This is a genomic window from Vreelandella hamiltonii (assembly GCF_014651795.1).
In the GTDB taxonomy this organism is placed as follows: domain Bacteria; phylum Pseudomonadota; class Gammaproteobacteria; order Pseudomonadales; family Halomonadaceae; genus Vreelandella; species Vreelandella hamiltonii.
The window spans coordinates 57,082-75,224 of record NZ_BMXO01000019.1 but is presented as its reverse complement, the minus strand read 5'-3'; the positions used below and the strand labels follow the sequence as shown (position 1 = coordinate 75,224).

Annotated in this window: 19 protein-coding genes; 1 reads left to right on the top strand and 18 read right to left on the bottom strand. The window is 58.6% G+C overall.

Annotated features, from left to right (window positions below; genetic code table 11):
• Positions 1 to 70: 70 nt before the first annotated feature.
• The 18 genes from IE061_RS16345 to argC form a co-directional block, all read right to left on the bottom strand.
• Positions 71 to 499, bottom strand: a complete 429-nt coding sequence (locus IE061_RS16345; RefSeq protein ID WP_193462068.1) for a F0F1 ATP synthase subunit epsilon — start codon at positions 497 to 499, stop codon at positions 71 to 73.
• Positions 500 to 523: 24 nt separating this feature from the next.
• Positions 524 to 1,903: a F0F1 ATP synthase subunit beta gene (atpD, locus tag IE061_RS16340; protein ID WP_016915577.1), complete on the bottom strand. Its 1,380-nt coding sequence runs from the start codon at positions 1,901 to 1,903 to the stop codon at positions 524 to 526.
• Between the two features lie 76 nt (positions 1,904 to 1,979).
• The gene (gene atpG / locus IE061_RS16335; RefSeq protein ID WP_193462067.1) at positions 1,980 to 2,870 is read right to left on the bottom strand and encodes a F0F1 ATP synthase subunit gamma; all 891 of its coding nucleotides are present in this window, start codon (positions 2,868 to 2,870) and stop codon (positions 1,980 to 1,982) included.
• Between the two features lie 65 nt (positions 2,871 to 2,935).
• A complete protein-coding gene (atpA, locus tag IE061_RS16330; RefSeq protein WP_100731127.1) occupies positions 2,936 to 4,480 on the bottom strand; it encodes a F0F1 ATP synthase subunit alpha in 1,545 nt (514 codons plus the stop codon).
• Positions 4,481 to 4,496: 16 nt separating this feature from the next.
• Positions 4,497 to 5,033, bottom strand: coding sequence for a F0F1 ATP synthase subunit delta (locus IE061_RS16325; RefSeq protein ID WP_100731126.1), 537 nt, complete (start codon positions 5,031 to 5,033; stop codon positions 4,497 to 4,499).
• Between the two features lie 11 nt (positions 5,034 to 5,044).
• Positions 5,045 to 5,515 carry a F0F1 ATP synthase subunit B gene (locus IE061_RS16320; RefSeq protein ID WP_016915581.1) on the bottom strand — a complete coding sequence of 157 codons (471 nt, stop codon included), beginning with the start codon at positions 5,513 to 5,515 and terminating at the stop codon, positions 5,045 to 5,047.
• Positions 5,516 to 5,591: 76 nt separating this feature from the next.
• Positions 5,592 to 5,819, bottom strand: a complete 228-nt coding sequence (gene atpE, locus IE061_RS16315; protein ID WP_016915582.1) for a F0F1 ATP synthase subunit C — start codon at positions 5,817 to 5,819, stop codon at positions 5,592 to 5,594.
• A gap of 71 nt (positions 5,820 to 5,890) precedes the next feature.
• The gene (atpB, locus tag IE061_RS16310; RefSeq protein ID WP_016915583.1) at positions 5,891 to 6,718 is read right to left on the bottom strand and encodes a F0F1 ATP synthase subunit A; all 828 of its coding nucleotides are present in this window, start codon (positions 6,716 to 6,718) and stop codon (positions 5,891 to 5,893) included.
• 15 nt (positions 6,719 to 6,733) lie between these two features.
• Entirely contained in the window at positions 6,734 to 7,132 is a 399-nt protein-coding gene (locus tag IE061_RS16305) for an ATP synthase subunit I (protein ID WP_100731149.1), read from the bottom strand.
• A 202-nt stretch (positions 7,133 to 7,334) separates the two neighbouring features.
• Positions 7,335 to 8,279: a ParB/RepB/Spo0J family partition protein gene (locus tag IE061_RS16300; protein ID WP_016915585.1), complete on the bottom strand. Its 945-nt coding sequence runs from the start codon at positions 8,277 to 8,279 to the stop codon at positions 7,335 to 7,337.
• A 66-nt stretch (positions 8,280 to 8,345) separates the two neighbouring features.
• The gene (locus IE061_RS16295) at positions 8,346 to 9,113 is read right to left on the bottom strand and encodes a ParA family protein (RefSeq protein WP_039179044.1); all 768 of its coding nucleotides are present in this window, start codon (positions 9,111 to 9,113) and stop codon (positions 8,346 to 8,348) included.
• Complete coding sequence (gene rsmG / locus IE061_RS16290; protein ID WP_081138479.1) at positions 9,113 to 9,778, bottom strand: 16S rRNA (guanine(527)-N(7))-methyltransferase RsmG; 666 nt, start codon at positions 9,776 to 9,778, stop codon at positions 9,113 to 9,115. The genes IE061_RS16295 and rsmG overlap by 1 nt, the downstream gene beginning before the upstream one ends.
• Positions 9,775 to 11,679: a tRNA uridine-5-carboxymethylaminomethyl(34) synthesis enzyme MnmG gene (gene mnmG, locus IE061_RS16285; RefSeq protein WP_193462066.1), complete on the bottom strand. Its 1,905-nt coding sequence runs from the start codon at positions 11,677 to 11,679 to the stop codon at positions 9,775 to 9,777. Before mnmG ends, rsmG begins: the two co-directional genes overlap by 4 nt.
• 542 nt (positions 11,680 to 12,221) lie before the next feature.
• Positions 12,222 to 12,980 carry an amino acid ABC transporter ATP-binding protein gene (locus tag IE061_RS16280; RefSeq protein WP_308429568.1) on the bottom strand — a complete coding sequence of 253 codons (759 nt, stop codon included), beginning with the start codon at positions 12,978 to 12,980 and terminating at the stop codon, positions 12,222 to 12,224.
• Positions 12,981 to 12,990: 10 nt separating this feature from the next.
• Entirely contained in the window at positions 12,991 to 13,662 is a 672-nt protein-coding gene (locus tag IE061_RS16275; RefSeq protein ID WP_016915590.1) for an amino acid ABC transporter permease, read from the bottom strand.
• A gap of 98 nt (positions 13,663 to 13,760) precedes the next feature.
• Complete coding sequence (locus IE061_RS16270; protein ID WP_193462065.1) at positions 13,761 to 14,528, bottom strand: transporter substrate-binding domain-containing protein; 768 nt, start codon at positions 14,526 to 14,528, stop codon at positions 13,761 to 13,763.
• A 149-nt stretch (positions 14,529 to 14,677) separates the two neighbouring features.
• The gene (gene erpA / locus IE061_RS16265; RefSeq protein WP_026001913.1) at positions 14,678 to 15,031 is read right to left on the bottom strand and encodes an iron-sulfur cluster insertion protein ErpA; all 354 of its coding nucleotides are present in this window, start codon (positions 15,029 to 15,031) and stop codon (positions 14,678 to 14,680) included.
• A gap of 98 nt (positions 15,032 to 15,129) precedes the next feature.
• Positions 15,130 to 16,164 carry an N-acetyl-gamma-glutamyl-phosphate reductase gene (argC, locus tag IE061_RS16260; protein WP_193462064.1) on the bottom strand — a complete coding sequence of 345 codons (1,035 nt, stop codon included), beginning with the start codon at positions 16,162 to 16,164 and terminating at the stop codon, positions 15,130 to 15,132.
• Between the two features lie 163 nt (positions 16,165 to 16,327).
• Here argC and IE061_RS16255 point away from each other — a divergent pair, with 163 nt between their 5' ends.
• On the top strand, positions 16,328 to 18,133 hold the full coding sequence (locus tag IE061_RS16255; protein ID WP_193462063.1) for a chloride channel protein: 1,806 nt from the start codon (positions 16,328 to 16,330) through the stop codon (positions 18,131 to 18,133).
• Positions 18,134 to 18,143: the final 10 nt, after the last annotated feature.

The following is an 18,143-nucleotide window of genomic DNA, read 5'->3' as shown; positions in this document are numbered from 1 at the left end:
ACAGACAAAAAAAAACGCCCCTTAAACCCTGCTCGGGTTTAAGGGGCGTGTGGGTACACAGTGCGTGTAACTAGCCTTTACCCGCCTTCTTGCGCAGCTGCTGGATCGTTCGCAGCTGAGCAACGGCTTCGGCAAGTTCAGCAGCAGCACGGGTATAATCCAGCTCTGCTGATTTGTCGTTAAAGGCTTTCAGCGCTTGCTGACGCGCTTCCTCGGCGGCGGCCTCGTTGAGGTCACCGGCACGAGCAGCAGCATCTGCCAGGATCGTCACGACATCTGGTTGGACTTCCATGAAGCCGCCAGAGACAAAGAAGTTTTCTTCCTTGCCGCCATCGTGGATCACGCGGATCGGGCCCGGCTGAAGCTCGGTCAGCAGCGGGGCGTGCCCCGGCAAGATGCCAAGGTCACCCATGATCCCGGAAGCCACCACCTGCTCGACCTTGCCTGAGAAGATGGATGCTTCTGCGCTGACGATATTGCAAGTGAAGCTATTCGCCATAGCGAATCCCCCTAATGGACGGGATTACTTCTTCATCTGGTTGGCTTTGTCGACAGCTTCGTCGATGGAGCCGACCATGTAGAAGGCCTGTTCCGGCAGATCGTCATACTCGCCAGCCAGAATGCCCTGGAAGCCACGGATGGTGTCTTTCAGAGAAACATACTTACCGGGTGAGCCTGTGAATACCTCAGCCACGAAGAACGGCTGAGACAGGAAGCGCTGGATTTTACGCGCACGAGATACGGCCAGCTTGTCTTCGTCAGACAGCTCGTCCATACCCAGGATCGCGATGATGTCCTTCAGCTCCTTGTAACGCTGCAGAACGTTCTGCACGCCACGCGCCACTTCGTAATGCTCTTCACCAACGACCAGCGGGTCCAGCTGACGTGACGTGGAGTCCAGCGGATCGATGGCGGGGTAGATACCCAGCTCAGCGATGGAACGCGCCAGTACCACGGTAGCGTCAAGGTGGGAGAAGGTGGTCGCAGGAGACGGGTCAGTCAAGTCATCCGCAGGAACGTAAACGGCCTGCACCGACGTGATAGAGCCTGTCTTGGTGGAAGTGATACGCTCCTGAAGAACGCCCATCTCTTCCGCCAGCGTCGGCTGGTAACCTACCGCTGAAGGCATACGACCCAGCAGTGCAGATACTTCGGTACCGGCCAGGGTGTAACGATAGATGTTGTCGACGAACAGCAGAACGTCACGGCCTTCATCACGGAATTTCTCAGCGATGGTCAGGCCGGTCAGCGCTACGCGCAGGCGGTTGCCGGGCGGCTCGTTCATCTGACCATAGACCAGCGCTACCTTGTCGATAACGTTGGATTCGGTCATTTCATGATAGAAGTCGTTACCCTCACGAGTACGCTCACCCACACCGGCGAATACGGAGTAGCCGCTGTGTTCGGTGGCGATGTTGCGGATAAGCTCCATCATGTTGACGGTTTTACCGACACCCGCGCCGCCGAACAGACCAACCTTACCGCCTTTCGCGAAGGGGCATACCAGGTCGATGACCTTGATGCCGGTCTCGAGCAGCTCGTTGGAAGCTGCCTGGTCGGCATAGCTGGGGGCTTTACGGTGGATCGGCATGCGCTCTTGCTCGCCAATCGGGCCCGCTTCATCGATCGGCTCACCGAGCACGTTCATGATGCGGCCCAGCGTTTCCTTACCCACCGGTACGGAAATCGCGGCACCTGTGTTGACCACGTCCAGGCCACGCTTCAGACCCTCGGTGGAGCCCATGGCAATGGCGCGTACTACGCCGTCGCCCAGCTGCTGCTGGACTTCGAGGATGGTCTCAACATTGGAGACCTTCAGCGCGTCGTAGACCTTGGGCACAGAGTCCCGCGGAAACTCTACGTCAATCACCGCGCCGATGATTTGTACGATACGTCCGCTCATCTTGGTTCCTCTCAAAAACCTGCAAATGAAACCTGTCTGCCGGGAATGACCTGTCAGTCAGACCACTCCCTCGGCGTTAAACGGCAGAAGCGCCGCCGACGATCTCGGAAATTTCCTGGGTGATGGCGGCCTGACGGGCCTTGTTGTAAACCATCTCCAGATCGTCAATCAGGTTGCCCGCGTTATCAGTGGCACTCTTCATAGCGATCATACGGGCGGCCTGTTCGCACGCACCGTTTTCGACTACCGCCTGATACACCTGCGATTCGATGAATCGAACCAACAGGCTGTCCAGCAACGCCTTGGCATCCGGTTCATACAGGTAGTCCCAGCTTCCGGGACGGGCGTTTTCTTCGTCATGCTTCTCTTCGCTGCCCATGTCAGGGGACAGCGGAAGGATCTGATGCACGACCGGGCGCTGCGTCATGGTGTTCACGAACTCGTTGTACACCACGTACAGGCGATCCAGCCGACCTTCATCGTACGCTTCCAGCATGACCTTCACACTACCGATCAGACCCTCGACGGTCGGTGCTTCACCTAATCCGCTCTTGGCAGCAACCAGGTTGCCACCATAATTGCGGAAGAAGGCACCGGCCTTGGAGCCAAGGGCACAGAAGTCCAGCTCAACGCCTTGCTGTTTCCAGGCCATCGCATCTTTCAGAACGGCCTTGAACAGGTTGACGTTCAAGCCGCCACACAGGCCGCGGTCTGTCGACACCACGATATAACCCACGCGGTTGACAGGGCGCTCGACCATGTAGCGGTGCTTGTCTTCCTGCTCTACGTCTGCATCCGCAATATGGGCTACCACATTACGGATCTGCTTGGCGTAGGGCTGACTGGACTTCATCAGATCTTGCGCTTTACGCATTTTCGATGCAGCCACCATTTCCATGGCGCTGGTGATCTTCTGCGTATTTTTGATGCTCCCGATCTGGGTGCGTATCTCTTTTGCAGCTGCCATAGCGATCTACCCTTCGTTCGTGGCTCTCAGAAAGCATGCAAGCCCGCCCGCAGGCGGGCCAGACATTACCAGCTCTGAGTCGCCTTGAACTTCTCGAGACCCGACTTCAAACCGTCCTGAATCTCGCCGTTGTAGTCGCCGGTCTGGTTGATCTTGTCGAGCAGCTCGCCGTGCTCGGACTTCATGTAGTCGTGCAGAGCACGTTCGAAGCCCAGCACCTTCTCGACGCTCACATCGTCCAGGTAACCTTCGTTGGCAGCGTACAGAGACAGGGCCATTTCCGCCACGGACATCGGCGAGTACTGCTTCTGCTTCATCAGCTCGGTAACACGCTGTCCGTGCTCGAGCTGCTTACGCGTGGCTTCATCCAGGTCAGAGGCAAACTGCGAGAACGCCGCCAGTTCGCGGTACTGAGCCAGCGCCAGACGCACACCACCACCCAACTTCTTGATGATCTTGGTCTGTGCGGCACCACCAACACGAGAAACCGACAGACCTGCGTTGATCGCCGGACGAATACCGGAGTTGAACAGGTTGGTTTCCAGGAAGATCTGCCCATCGGTGATGGAGATGACGTTGGTCGGAACGAAGGCCGATACGTCACCGCCCTGGGTTTCGATGATCGGCAGCGCGGTCAAGGAACCGGTCTTGCCTTTCACTTCGCCGTTGGTGAACTTCTCGACGTAGTCAGCGTTGACGCGCGCGGCGCGCTCCAGCAGACGCGAGTGGAGATAGAACACGTCACCCGGGTAAGCTTCGCGGCCCGGCGGACGACGCAGCAGCAGCGATACCTGACGGTAGGCAACGGCCTGCTTGGAGAGATCGTCATACACGATCAGCGCGTCTTCGCCACGGTCACGGAAGTACTCGCCCATGGTGCAGCCAGAGTAGGCCGCCAGGAACTGCATGGGTGCCGGGTCGGCAGCGCCAGCCGCCACCACGATGGTGTGTTCCATCGCGCCGTGCTCTTCGAGCTTGCGCACCACGTTGGCAATGGTCGACTGCTTCTGACCGATGGCCACGTAGACACAGGTCACGCCCTTGCCTTTCTGGTTGATGATCGCATCGATGGCAATGGCGGATTTACCGATCTGACGGTCGCCGATGATCAGCTCACGCTGACCACGACCGATCGGCACCATGGCGTCGATGGACTTCAGACCCGTCTGGATGGGCTCGTCAACGGACTGACGGGTGATAACGCCAGGCGCTACCTTTTCTACCGCGTCGGTCAGCTTGGCATTGATGTCGCCCTTGCCGTCGATGGGGTTACCCAGCGCGTCGACAACGCGACCCACCAGCTCGGGGCCTACCGGAACTTCAAGAATACGACCGGTACACTGAGCGGTCATGCCTTCTTCAAGCTGCAGGTAGTCACCCAGGACAACGGCACCCACGGAGTCACGCTCCAGGTTGAGTACCATGCCGAAGATGCTGTTGGGGAATTCAATCATTTCACCGAACATCGCGTCTTCGAGGCCGTGAATTTTCACGATACCGTCGGAAACGCTGACGATGGTGCCCTGATTACGGGCTTCGGATGCGACGTCAAGCTTCTCAATTCGCTGCTTGATGATGTCGCTGATCTCGGAAGGATTCAGTTGCTGCATGCCATGTCCCTCAGACTCAAGCGGTCAGCGCTTCGGAAAGACGGTTCAATCGACCACGCACCGAACCGTCAATGACGGTATCACCGGCACGCAGGATGACACCGCCAATGAGCGACTTGTCGACCTGAGTAGTAATGGAGATTTCGCGATTCAGACGTTTCTTGAGCGCGTTTGCCAGCTTGGTCTGCTGCTTGCTATCCAGCTTGTAGGCTGAAACCACAGTGACGTCGATACGCTTTTCATGTTCTGCGCGAAGGTGTTCAAACTGTTCAGCGATTGCACTCAACGCCATCAACCGACGCTGGTCGGCCAGGGTGGTGAGAAACCGCTGGAAAGCGTCATCGGCACCGTCGCCCAGCATGTCAGCCAGCAACGCCACTTTCTGTTCGCTACTCAGTTTGGGACTACCTAACAGGTTGGCGACCTGATGATCCTTGACAACGAGACCTGCCATTGTCAGTGACTGAGACCAGGTATCCAGTGCCTGATGATCGCGCGCGTATTCAAACGCCGCTTTGGCGTAAGGACGAGCGACGGTCGTTTGTTCCGCCATGGATCACCTCCTTACAGTTCAGCGGCAAGCTTATCAAGCAAGTCGCGGTGCGCTTTCTCGTCAACAGAGGCTTCAAGAACACGCTCGGCGCCTATGATCGCAAGGTGAGAAACCTGCGCACGCAACTCGTCTTTCGCGCGATTGATTTCTTGCTCAATTTCAGCCCGAGCACTGGCCACCAGACGCTCGCCTTCGGCACGTGCTTGTTCACGTGCTTCTTCGATCATCTGCGCAGAGCGCTTGTTCGCTTGCTCGAGGATTTGAGATGCCTGCTCCTTGCTTTCACGCAGTGTCTGCTCGGCACGCTCTTGAGCGAGCTCAAGGTCACGCGTTGCACGGCTGGCTGCGTCCAAGCCATCAGCAATCTTTTTCTGACGCTCGTGAAGCGCGTTGCTGATCGGAGGCCACACATACTTTATGCAAAACCAGACAAAGATCGCGAAGGCGATCGTTTGCCCGATAAGCGTCATGTTGATATTCACAGGGATGTACCTCTGACAAATTCGTGGCGACCGGAGTGAAACAAAACCGAGCGGTTGCCCGCTCGGTCAAGCTGCATTAACCGGCAACAACGAAGATCAGGTACATCGCGATACCAACACCGATCATCGGTACGGCGTCAAGCAGACCGGCCATGATGAAGGTACGAGTTTGCAGCTGGTCGCTCAGCTCAGGCTGACGAGCGGTGTTGTCCAGCAGCTTGCCACCCAGCATGGCGAAACCAAAGCCAGTGGTCAGGGCGCTAACACTGATGATGATGGCGGCAGCAATGTAGACGATTTCCATGATGAAGCTCCTGATAGTGCGTTAATTTCAAGGGTTTAGGTTAAGGGTTTAATGCAAAGCGTTGCTCGGGTTTAGTGATGCTCGTGCGCGGCGCTCAAGTAAACGATAGACAGCGTCGTAAAGATGAAGGCCTGCAGCGAAACCACCAGAATATGGAAGATGGCCCACGGCACATCCAGCATCCAGATCGCCCAAAACGGTAGCAGGGCAATCAGGATAAAGATAACTTCACCGGCAAACATGGCGCCGAACAGACGGAAACCAAGGCTGATCGGTTTGACCAGCAGGCCGACGATTTCGAGAATCAGGTTGAACGGTGCCAACAGCCAGGTATTGAACGGCGTCAGCGCCAGCTCCTTACCGAACCCAGCAACACCTTTCACCTTGCAGCTGTAGTAGATGATCATCAGGAAGACGCCGATGGCCATACCCAGCGTGGCGTTGATGTCGGTGGTGGGAACGATTTTCATGTAGCCCACACCCAGCTTGCCGAACAACTCCGGGAAGTAGTCCAGCGGGATCAGCTTGAGGCTGTTCATCAGCAGAATCCACATGAACAGCGTCAAGGCGATCGGGCCGATGTTCTTGTTGTTGCCGTGGAAGGTAGAGCGAGTCAGGTTATCGATGAACTCGATGACCATTTCAACGGCATTCTGCAGACCGCCCGGAACACCGGTGGTCGCTGCCTTGCCCGCTTTATGGAACAGCCACAGGAACAGAGCACCCATGCCGATGGACCAACCCATCGTGTCCAGGTGAATGGCCCAAAAACCCATTTCGGTTGCTTCGGCAGAGGTGGACGCAAGCGACCAACCATTTTCCGGGTGCTTTCCGAACGTCAGGTTCTGGAGGTGGTGCTGTATGTAATAGATGGCCGATATTTCGTTATCCGCTGCCATACTGCTTCCTCAAGTTTAAGGGGTTGACCGCTCACGCACGAGCCAGGGGGCTAGCCAGTGCATCAGTTGGGCCACCACATAGGCGACAAAGAAAAAAGCTGGGTTTGAAGGGGGCGCTATCGTCAGCACTATGGCGAATAACGCCACCGTCAAACCAAACTTGCCTGCTGCAGCCTGGTACAAGTTGAGCACATTACGCTGTGGTTGGCGGTTACGCTGCTGCCTTTGACCACGCCACACAAAATAGATGGTCGGTAGAAGGCTAATCAGCCCCCCCGACAAGGCAGACCCTGCTGCCTCGATGCCGACCATGACGCTTGCCAACATGGCCACCAGCAAGATCACCACCAGCTGAGCAAGAAACAGCCGCCGAAAATCCAATAGACGCCGACGGACAGGCGCTGCACTTTTCACTTTGACCACGACTCCGTGCAGGCTGGGCTGCTGCTCAATGGGGTAACGAGTACGCCCGTTCGTCCAAGCAAGCTTTTGACAAACACGGCGGATTATAGGGAAGCGCTATCACACCTTCAACCGAAGTTGCACGGATTTCGCACGTTTTGGCGTTTACTTGCGACCAAAGGGTTAAAAAAAGGCCGCTTATTTCATTAGCCTGCTACTTTATGTGCGCAAGAATGCCATCCAGCTCTTCAAGGCTTGTATAACGTATGGTGACTTTGCCTTTGCCCTTTTGACCGTGGTCGATGGAGACAGGCGCGCCCAGCAGCTCGCCCAAGTGCGTTTCGAGGCGCGCCACATCGGCGGTCTTGGCCACTTTTTTGGCCGATGCTACCGGTGACTGCTGAGTGTCGTGCACCTTCTTGACCAGCGCCTCGGTGTCTCTCACCGTCAGGTCCTTGTTGACCACTTCATGGGCCACCTGGCGTTGCTGAGCGCTGTTCAACGACAGCAGGGCACGAGCATGCCCCATATCCAGATCGCCACGCTCCAGCAGGGTCTGCACTTCCGGGTCCAGAGCCAACAAGCGCAGCAGGTTGGCCACCTGCGTGCGGGATTTGCCCACGGCATCGGCCACCTGCTGCTGGGTAAGCTCGAACTCTTCTGCCAGGCGTTTTAACGCCAGCGCTTCTTCGATGGCATTGAGGTTTTCACGCTGAATGTTCTCGATCAGCGCCAGCGCCAGCGCCACGTCGTCACTGACATGGCGAATGACCGCCGGAATGACATCCAGCTCGGCCAGTTGGGCAGCGCGCCAGCGCCGTTCACCGGCAATGATTTCATAGCGGTCCGGGCCAATCGGGCGAACGACGATCGGCTGCATGACCCCCTGGGCACGAATGGAGTCGGCCAGCTCCTCCAGTGCCTCGGGCTGAATGTCGCGGCGAGGCTGGTACTTGCCCCGCGTCAGCTGCCCCAGCGGCAGCCGCTCCAGGCGTTCGGCATGGGCATCGTCCTGCGTTACCTCGGCGGCGGAGCCTTCCGGCAGCAGCGCCTCTGTGCCTTGCGAGGCGCTGTTGGTCAGGTCCAAACTGTCACGACGACGGGCGCCCGCACCAATCAGGGCATCCAGGCCACGTCCTAGCGCGCGTTTACGCGTCATTCGCTTTCCCTCGTTGAACGTTACGTACTTCGAACCTTACAGCGACAGCCGCCGTAACGACAGGCGTTACAGTGACAACCGTCGAATCATCTCTTTGGCCAGCACGCGGTAGGCCTGGCTGCCCCGCGAAAAACGGGCGTACTGGGTCACGGGAAGGCCATGGCTTGGCGCTTCTGCCACTTTCACGTTGCGCGGAATGGTGGTTTTCAGCAGCGCATCGCCGAAAAAGTCGCGTAGCTGCTTGTCCACTTCCCGCGTGAGGCTGGTGCGCTTGTCGTACATGGTGCGCAGGATACCGGAGACGGCAAGCTCGGGATTCACGCTCTGCTTGATCTGTTCCACGGTATCCAGCAGCGCCGAGAGTCCTTCCAGCGCGTAAAATTCACACTGCAGCGGGATCAGTACGCCGTGGGCTGCAGTAAGCGCATTCACCGTGAGCATGTTCAGCGACGGCGGACAGTCGATCAGCACCACATCGTATTCGTCGGCCACGCTGGCCAGCGCCTGAGAAAGGCGACTCTGCCGCTGCTCGGCGTCCAGCAGCTCGACTTCCGCCGCCGTCAAATCGCCATTGCCCGGCAAGACATCGTAACGAACCGACAAACCGCGCACGATGGCGTCGCTGGCCGAGGTTTCCCCCAGCAGCACGTCCAGCACGCTCTTTTCCAGATCGTACTTGTCGATCCCACTGCCCATGCTGGCATGCCCTTGGGGGTCGAGATCGACCAACAGTACGCGCCGGTCCAGGGCGGCCAGGCTGGCGGCCAGATTGACGGCTGAAGTGGTCTTGCCCACGCCGCCTTTTTGGTTGGTCAGGGCAATGATCTGGCTCACTACTCAACTCCTTTTGGGGTCAGGATCAACAGCTGCCGCTCGGCCGTCTCGAAGGGTACATTCAACAGGTGCCGAGCGTTCAGTTCAACACCTGCTGGCAGGTCGCGCAGCTCGTCATCGGCACCGGGGCCCTTCATGGCCAGCCACTGGCCGTCGGCGGTCGGTAGCGGGCGCGTCAAGGTCACGAAGTCCACCAAGCTGGCGAAGGCCCGCGAGATCACCTGATCGAAGTGCTGGCCCGCAAACTGTTCGACTCTTGCCTGAGTGGGCGTCACGTTGCTCAGCGCCAGCTCCATGACGGCCTGCCGCTGGAAGCGAACCTTCTTGCCGTTGCTGTCCAGCAGCGTCACCTGAAGCTCGGGCTTCAAAATCGCCAGCACCAGCCCAGGCAAGCCTGGCCCGGCGCCTACGTCCAGAAGTCGGGGCCCCCGTATGAAGGGCGCCACCGCCGCGCTGTCCAGCACGTGGCGAGACACCATTTCATCAACGTCGCGTACGGCGGTGAGGTTATAAGCCCGGTTCCACTTGTGCAATAGCGCCAGCAGCCCCAGCAGCTGCTCACGCTGGATGGGCGTAATGGCGATATCCAGTTGGGACAGCCCTTGCTCCAGTCTGGGGGCCACGCTAGCGGGCAGACTTTCAATCAGCGGCGGCAAGAAACTCATCCGTTGGCGACCTCGGTATGGCTGATCAGGCGGCGCTTTTTCAGGTGAATCAGCAGTATCGAGACGGCAGCAGGCGTCACTCCAGAGATACGGGCAGCCTGGGCAAGGGTTTCCGGCCGCGCGGCGCTGAGCTTCTGGCGAATCTCGTGGGAAAGCCCCTCCACGTTGTGATAATCCAGCTCAGCGGGGAGCGCAGTGGCTTCGTGGCGCTTGAGCTTATCGATTTCGTCCTGCTGACGATCGATGTACCCCTGATACTTGGCCTGAATCTGCACCTGTTCGGCGACAGCTTCATCCTCCACGCCGCCGCTTTCCATGCCCGGCAGGTCAGCAATATCGGCGTAGGTCAGTTCAGGGCGCTTCAGCAAATCGCTCAGGCAGTACTCCCGCGACAGCGGCTTGCCGGTTTTCTCGGCGATACTGGCGGCAGCCAGGCTGTCGGGATGTACCCAGGCGCTGGACAAGCGCGTGGCTTCACGCTCGATGGCATCACGTTTCTGGCTGAAAGCCGCCCAGCGGGTGTCATCGACCAACCCCAACTGGCGGCCCTGCTCGGTCAGGCGGAGGTCGGCATTGTCTTCACGCAGCAGCAGCCGATACTCGGCGCGCGACGTGAACATGCGATAGGGTTCCTTGGTGCCCATGGTGATCAGGTCATCCACCAGAACGCCTAGATACGCCTCGTCACGACGTGGGTACCACGCCTCCAGCTGCTTGGCTCGCCGTGCCGCGTTGAGCCCCGCCAGCAACCCTTGAGCACCCGCTTCTTCGTAGCCAGTGGTGCCGTTGATCTGTCCGGCAAAAAACAGGTTGTGGATAAATTTGGTTTCCAGCGAGTGCTTCAAATCCCGCGGGTCGAAGAAGTCATACTCGATGGCATAACCCGGGCGCGTGATATGGGCGTTTTCCAACCCTTTGATGGAGCGCACGACCTGCAGCTGCACATCGAAGGGCAGTGAGGTGGAGATCCCGTTGGGGTAGAGCTCGTGGGTATCCAGGCCTTCCGGTTCGATGAACACCTGATGGCTCGATTTGTCGGCGAAGCGATGCACCTTGTCTTCGATCGACGGGCAGTAGCGGGGGCCGATGCCTTCGATTACCCCAGAGTACATGGGGGAACGATCGAGGTTGTTCAGGATGATCTCGTGGGTGCGCTCGTTGGTGTGCGCAATATGGCAGCTCACCTGCTGAGGATGCATGCCCCGATGCCCCAGGTAGGACATGATCGGCGTGGGCGTGTCGCCTGGCTGCTCTTCCAGCTGTGAAAAGTCGACGGATTTGGCATCGATACGCGGAGGGGTACCGGTCTTCAACCTGTCGACGTGAAAAGGCAGTGCCCGCAGTCGCTCAGCCAGCGCATTGGAAGGCGGGTCGCCTGCGCGGCCACCACGGCTTTGATCCAACCCGATGTGGATAACCCCGCCAAGGAACGTGCCCGTGCTCAGCACCACCGACTCGGCATGAAAACGAATGCCTGTCTCGGTCACTACACCGCGTACGGTGTCGTTATCCACAATGAGGTCGCCAGCCGCCTGCTGAAAAATCGTCAGGTTCGGCTGGTTTTCCAGCATGCCGCGAATGGCGGCCTTGTAGCGGATTCTGTCTGCCTGGGCGCGGGTCGCGCGTACGGCAGGCCCCTTACGTGCGTTGAGTACTCGAAACTGGATGCCGCCCAAATCCGTGGCTAGCCCCATGGCACCACCCAACGCATCGATCTCCTTGACCAGATGGCTCTTGCCGATCCCACCAATGGCGGGATTGCAGGACATTTGGCCCAACGTCTCGATGTTGTGGGTCAGCAATAGGGTTTGACAGCCCATGCGAGCAGAGGCCAATGCGGCTTCGGTTCCCGCATGGCCACCGCCGATGACAATCACGTCAAAGCGGTCGGGGTAGTTCAAGAGACACCTCGTCTTGTGCCCAAGGCACGGATGATGTGGTCAGCGGATCACCGCTGTTGGAATAAGCCCGCCAGTATAAACCTCCTGTGGGTAACCGTCAGGTTTTTCCACACCCCTGCTATCAGTGGTTTTATAAATTAATAACAAAATAAAAATATATAAGAGAAGTTCTGTAAATGTAGTTACTAATGGTGTGGACAAAATCTGTTGATAAATGGTTTTTTCCTATATGAATCATTATTTTGTATTGTTGACCAAGCAGTGGCGAACCGGCGGAGTGCCTGCGTAGAAGCGGTGACGGAGCTGTGGATGAAAAGCTTACTTACCCACAGGCCAGGTTAACGACGGCTTATCCACCGCTGGCTACCGCGCTTGTTACCGCACCTGTGAACAAGTGATCTGGTGACCATCATATGCGTTGAAAGATGCTCATGGTGCGAGTGTTAGCCAGATAGGGGCAGCCGAGGAAAAAATATTATCCACAGGCAAAAAAAAGGCCTGTCGCAAGGACAGGCCGGTCACTGATGTGCCCTGATGGGCTGCTAGTGTTTCAATACGCGCGCCAAAAAGGACTGGGTGCGTTCGTGCCGAGGTGCATCGAACAGCTGTTCCGGTGACCCTTGCTCGGTGATTTCCCCTTTGTGAATGAAGATGACGCGGTCGGCCACTTCCCGTGCAAAGCCCATTTCATGGGTCACGATGACCATGGTCATGCCTTCCTTGGCCAGCTCACGCATGGCGTCCAGCACTTCACCGATCATCTCCGGGTCTAGCGCCGAGGTGGGCTCGTCGAAGAGCATGAGCCGGGGTTCCATGGCCAGCGCGCGGGCCAGGGCGACCCGCTGCTGCTGCCCTCCAGAGAGCTGGCTGGGGTACTTCTGTGCCTGATCGGCAATGCCGACGCGTTCCAACAGCCGCTGAGCCGTCTCTTCGGCATCCTTACGGCTCCAGCCACGCACTTTCATGGGGGCCAGGGTAATGTTGTCGATGACGCTCAGATGGGGGAACAGATTGAACTGCTGGAACACCATGCCGACTTCGGTGCGGATGGTTTGCAGGGCCTTGCTGCTTTTGCCATCGGGCAGCAGCGTATTGCCATCGACATCGAGGCTGCCGGACTGAAACTCTTCCAGCCCGTTGATGCAGCGGATCAGCGTGGATTTGCCAGAACCGCTGGCGCCGATCACGACGACGACTTCTCCAGGGACGATTTCCAGATCGATGTTCTTGAGCACATGCAGGCTGCCAAAGTGCTTGTTGAGCTTCTGCATTTGCACAATGGGCGATGAGGTCGAAGTCATTGTGCGCTCCTTATTGGCCAACGACGCCGCGCCGTTCCAACTGGCGCAGGATGATAGAGAGGGTCCAGGTAATGGCCAGGTACATCAGGGCGACCATGAAATAGACTTCCAGCGCCGTGAAGGTGGTGGCAATGTAGATCTGTCCTTGGCGCACCAGCTCACCCACCCCGATGACGGAAAACAGCGAGGTGTCCTTGATGCTGATGATGCCCTGGTTGCCCAGCGGAGGGATCATGCGGCGGAAGGCTTGAGGCCAGATGACGTAACGAAACGACTGCGCTCGGGAGAGCCCCAGCGACAGCGATGCTTCGCGTTGCCCGCGTTCGATCGACTGCACGCCTCCGCGTACGATTTCGGAGATATAGGCCCCTGAATTGACGGCAATGGCGGCAATGCCGGCCACCAGCGCATTGATGGGGCCACCCAGTAGTTGGGGCAGGCCGTAGAAAATGAACAGCACCTGCACCAGGATGGGCGTACCGCGAAAGACTTCGACATACAGGATGGCTGGCCAGCGCAGCCAGCGCGTGCGGCTGATGCGCAGCAGGCCAAAGAAGATGCCGATGAAAAAGCCAATGGCCAGGCCGCCGAACGAGATCAGCAGTGTCCACGGAATACCGGGTAACAAGTAGGGAATCGAGCGGAAAGCGGCCGCCCAGTCGAATTGAAAAGTGACTTCCACGTGACGTCTCCAGAACAGCACCACACAATGATTCAGGGCCGGGGGCTAGGCCGCCCGGCCCTGTAAACGTGAGATAACGCACTTACCTCAGACAGTGCTTACTCTTCGACGGAGGGCTTACCAAACCACTTCTGATAAATCTCGTCGTAGGTGCCGTCTTCACGCATGGCCGCGAGTGCTTCATTGGCGGGTTCTACCCACTGGCTACCCTTGTGGAAGACGATGCCGTACTGCTGGCCTTCGTACAGGGGGCCGACGACCTTGGTGCGACCTTCACCGCGTGTTTGCGAGAAGTAGGCAACGTTGGGGGCATCGTAGAACGCGGCATCGACGTTACGCCCCAGCAGGGCCATGTACATGTCGCTATTGCCTGGATAGGGAGTGATATCGGCGTCGTCGCCCAGCTGCTCTTGCAGGAAGTCGTAGCTGGTGGAGCCGATGCGCGTGGCGATGGAGAGCCCGGCCAGGTCTTCGATGGACTCTACGTCATCGTTGTCGGCACGCACGATGATCTGCAGGCCCGAGTCGTAGTAGGGATCAGAGAAGTCGACGATCTGCGCACGCTCTTCGGTGATGGTCACACCGGCAATGGCAATTTCCTGGCTGCCGGTCTGGACGGCCGGAATGATGCCCGCGAACTCCATGGTGGTGAGATTGACGTCGAAGCCAGCCCGTTCGGCGATTTCGTTGATGATGTCCATGTCGAAGCCGATCATTTCACCGGTTTCGGGGTCGAGCATCTCGAAGGGCACAAAGCTTGGGTCAGTCACCACATTGACCGTGGGTGTGTCAGCAAACGCAGTGGTACTGCCCAAGCCCAGTGCAACGGCAGTGGCGATAGCGGAGGTGGTAAAAAAGTGTTTCATTAGTTTCCCCGAGTTTTATGTGGTTTCCGTCACCGTTTATAGCGTGTTTCTTCTTATAAACCGGTCGATGAACCGTTATTGACCTTTTTACCTTGGCGAGAAACCGCCAAGGCGTCAAGTCATGGGGAAGTCGTTGCGACCAACGCTGGTCATACCATGAACGAGGCACCACAGCCGCAGGTGGTGGTGGCATTGGGGTTTTGCACGCGAAAACGCGCCCCTGCCAGGCCCTCTTCGTAGTCCACGGTAGAGCCGACCAGGTATTGGTAGGAGAGGGGGTCTACCACCAGCGTGGCATCTCCGAATTCGATCAGGGTGTCGTCCTCTGCCACGTTGTCGGCAAAGTCAAAACCATACTGAAAGCCGGAACAGCCACCACCGGTGACATAGACACGCAGCTTGAGGGCTGGATTGTGCTCTTCGGCCATGAGTGCCTTGATGCGCTGGCGTGCACTGTCGGACAGCATTAAAGGGGTTGGAACAAAAGCTTCTGCACCGCTCATGGGTACCTCCCGCGAGCTTTAGGAACGAATAGATGGCATGGGGGGATTATGGGTAATTCCCAGCAAAATGGTCAACTATTGCCGGGAATTACTGTGGCTCAAGGCATCAGAGCGGGGGCGTTGAGGCCCATCTGCTCATCGAAGCCAAACATCAGGTTCAGGTTCTGGATGGCCTGGCCGGAGGCGCCCTTGACCAGGTTGTCGATGACGGAAAGTACCACCACCGTATTGCCGTTGCCCGGACGATGCACGGCGATGCGGCAGGTATTGTTGCCTTTTACGCTGCGGGTTTCCGGGTGGCTGCCGGCGGGCATGACGTCCACGAACGGCTCATTGGCAAAGCGTTTTTCGAACAGCGCCTGCAAGTCGCCTGGCTCGGTGCTGAGGGTGCTGTAGAGCGTGGCGTGGATGCCGCGGATCATGGGTGTCAGGTGGGGGACGAAGGTCAATCCCACGGTGTCTGGCTGCATGTCGCCCAGGCCCTGACGAATTTCCGGCAGATGGCGATGGCCGCCTGCACCGTAGGCTTTCATGGACTCGCTGGCTTCGGCCAGCAGCGAGGCGACCTTGGCACCCCGCCCAGCGCCGGCCACCCCGGACTTGCAGTCGGCAATCAGCTGATTCGGGTCGATCAGGCCCGCTTCCAGCAGCGGCAGGTAACCCAGCTGAACCGCCGTGGGGTAGCAGCCGGGTACCGCGATCAGACGTGCGGTCTTGATCTTTTCACGATGCATTTCCGGCAAACCGTAGACCGCCTCCTTCAACAGTTCAGGGGCGCCGTGGGGCTGGTCGTACCAGCGGCTCCACTCGTCGGCATCGCGCAGGCGAAAGTCGGCCGACAGGTCGATGACGCGGGTTCCGTTGGCCAATAGCTCGCCTGCCAGCGCATGGGCCACGCCATGAGGGGTGGCAAAAAAGACGGCGTCCATGGCCCCCAGGGCCTTGGCATCGGGCTCACTGAAGGTCAGGGTATCGTAGTGGCCTCGCAGGTTGGGGTACATGTCACAGACCTTGACGCCTGCTTCCGAGCGCGACGTTATCGCTTGAACATTTACCTCGGGGTGCTGGGCCAGTAGCCTCAGAAGTTCAACACCGGTGTAGCCAGTGCCGCCTACAATGCCAACGTTTATCACAGATCACTCCTTGCGCCTTCTGCACAGTCCTGGCAGCGGTAATTAGCAGCCTGGCAAGTTTTGCGAGGCTGTTGATGTGTCTCCAGCTATGATACACAAGAGAGCAGGCGCAGAAGAGCACTGCGTGTCGTAGACCCACTCTACCCAACCAAGGACGAGCGTTGTGGCAGGTTTTTCGCGGTCAGATTTCACCTTAGAGGGTTTTCGTCGCCAGCTGGCCAATGTGGATGCCTTGCCGCAACTGTGTGTGCTGGGCCTGGTGTCTGGTGTCATGACCGGGGCCGTCATGGTGGCATTCAGGCTGCTGCTGGAGGCGGGAGCCGCGCTGTACATGCCGAACGGTAACCCGGAAGGCTTCGAAGCGCTGCCCCCGTGGGTCAGAGCGCTGCTGCCCCTGCTGGCCGTGAGCGTCATCGGTGTGCTGCTGTATCGTCAGAAGGCCACCGCACGCAAGCTGGGCGTCGGCCATGTCATCGAGCGCCTGACCTACCATCAGGGGCGTTTTCCGCTGCGTAACTGGCTCAACCAGTGGTGGGTCGGGGTGGTATCGGTGTTGGGCGGTCTCTCTGCTGGCCGTGAAGGACCGGCGATTCATCTGGGGGCGGCGGCTTCCAGTGGCCTGGGGATGCGGCTGCGACTGCCTCACAACAGCCTGCGTGTGCTGGTGGCCTGTGGAACGGCGGCAGGTATTTCTGCCTCTTTCAATACGCCCATCGCGGGGGTCATCTTTGCCATGGAAGTGGTCATGATGGAGTACACCCTGATGAGCTTCATGCCCGTGATTCTGGCATCTACCATGGGTGCGCTGGTGGCCCAGCTGGCGTATGGCAACGAGCCAGCCTTCCGCATCCCTGAAGTAGCACTTGGCTCGCTGATGAACCTGCCCTGGATAGTGGTGACGGGGCTGGTGATTGGCCTGATGGCTGGCGTATTCATTCATCTGGCACGCCATGCCTTCCTGCAAGGGCTGCCGTTATGGCTGAGGCTGGGCAGCGTTGGAGTGGCCACGGGAGTACTGGCGTGGTGGTTTCCTGAAATACAGGGCATTGGCTACGATAGCCTGGCCGCGGCGCTGAATAACCAACTGACCGTTAGCGTATTGCTGGCGCTGATGATCGGCAAACTGCTGATCACGGCCCTGACCGTGGCGGGCGGGGTGCCGATCGGTATCATCGGCCCCGTGCTGGTGTCGGGCGCAGCCACCGGCGCACTGGCAGGCATGCTGGGTGGCTGGCTATGGCCCGACAAGGCGGCAGATCCCGGGATTTATGCCATGCTGGGGATGGCCGCCATGATGGGCGCTGTGCTGCAGGCTCCGCTGGCGGCCTTGATGGCACTGCTGGAGTTGACCCACACCCCCCACATGATGTTGCCTGGCATGCTGGCGGTGGTGGTGGCTTGCCTGACCTCGCGACAGTTGACGGGCTGTGAAGGGTTTTTCGTCAGTTCGGTGCGGTATGGCATGCACCCCTTGCAGCAGCCGTTGATGCAGGCACTTTCCAGAGTGTCGGTGCCGGCGGTCATGGAGCGCTCTCTGGTGCGTACCGAGCGCATGATCACCCTCGAGCAGGCCCGCCAGCGGCTGGAGACCAACCCTACCTGGCTGGTGATCGAACGATCCAGCGACGACAAGCCGGTATTGGGCTTGAAAGCGGCAGAGCTGGCCCGTTGGTTGCTGGAGCATGACGAAGCCTTGAAAGAGGGAGCCGCGCAAGAGGAGGAGTTGATCGACCTGCTGGAAATTCCCGGGCAGCGGCTGGAAATGGCCCCCATCGGTTTGCAGGCCACCCTGTCGGAAGCCTTCCTCAAGCTGCAGGACAATACGCTGGATGCGCTCTACGTGATTCATGGCTACCGGCCAAAGCAGCAGCGAATTTCAGGTATCATTACTCGCGGCGCCATCGAGCGCTATTACCACTATACCGATACACGTCATTCTGACCCCCGTGACCCCACTGTTTCGCAATGAGCGCACCTAT

Coding starts and splice junctions, on each gene's coding strand:
- IE061_RS16270 (WP_193462065.1), bottom strand. CDS start 14,528: ATGAAACACTTTTTTACCACCTCCGCTATCGCCACTGCCGTTGCACTG.
- IE061_RS16280 (WP_308429568.1), bottom strand. CDS start 12,980: ATGACTTCGACCTCATCGCCCATTGTGCAAATGCAGAAGCTCAACAAG.
- IE061_RS16300 (WP_016915585.1), bottom strand. CDS start 8,279: ATGACGCGTAAACGCGCGCTAGGACGTGGCCTGGATGCCCTGATTGGT.
- atpG (WP_193462067.1), bottom strand. CDS start 2,870: ATGGCAGCTGCAAAAGAGATACGCACCCAGATCGGGAGCATCAAAAAT.
- atpB (WP_016915583.1), bottom strand. CDS start 6,718: ATGGCAGCGGATAACGAAATATCGGCCATCTATTACATACAGCACCAC.
- erpA (WP_026001913.1), bottom strand. CDS start 15,031: ATGAGCGGTGCAGAAGCTTTTGTTCCAACCCCTTTAATGCTGTCCGAC.
- IE061_RS16325 (WP_100731126.1), bottom strand. CDS start 5,033: ATGGCGGAACAAACGACCGTCGCTCGTCCTTACGCCAAAGCGGCGTTT.
- atpD (WP_016915577.1), bottom strand. CDS start 1,903: ATGAGCGGACGTATCGTACAAATCATCGGCGCGGTGATTGACGTAGAG.
- atpE (WP_016915582.1), bottom strand. CDS start 5,819: ATGGAAATCGTCTACATTGCTGCCGCCATCATCATCAGTGTTAGCGCC.
- atpA (WP_100731127.1), bottom strand. CDS start 4,480: ATGCAGCAACTGAATCCTTCCGAGATCAGCGACATCATCAAGCAGCGA.
- IE061_RS16345 (WP_193462068.1), bottom strand. CDS start 499: ATGGCGAATAGCTTCACTTGCAATATCGTCAGCGCAGAAGCATCCATC.
- rsmG (WP_081138479.1), bottom strand. CDS start 9,778: ATGAGTTTCTTGCCGCCGCTGATTGAAAGTCTGCCCGCTAGCGTGGCC.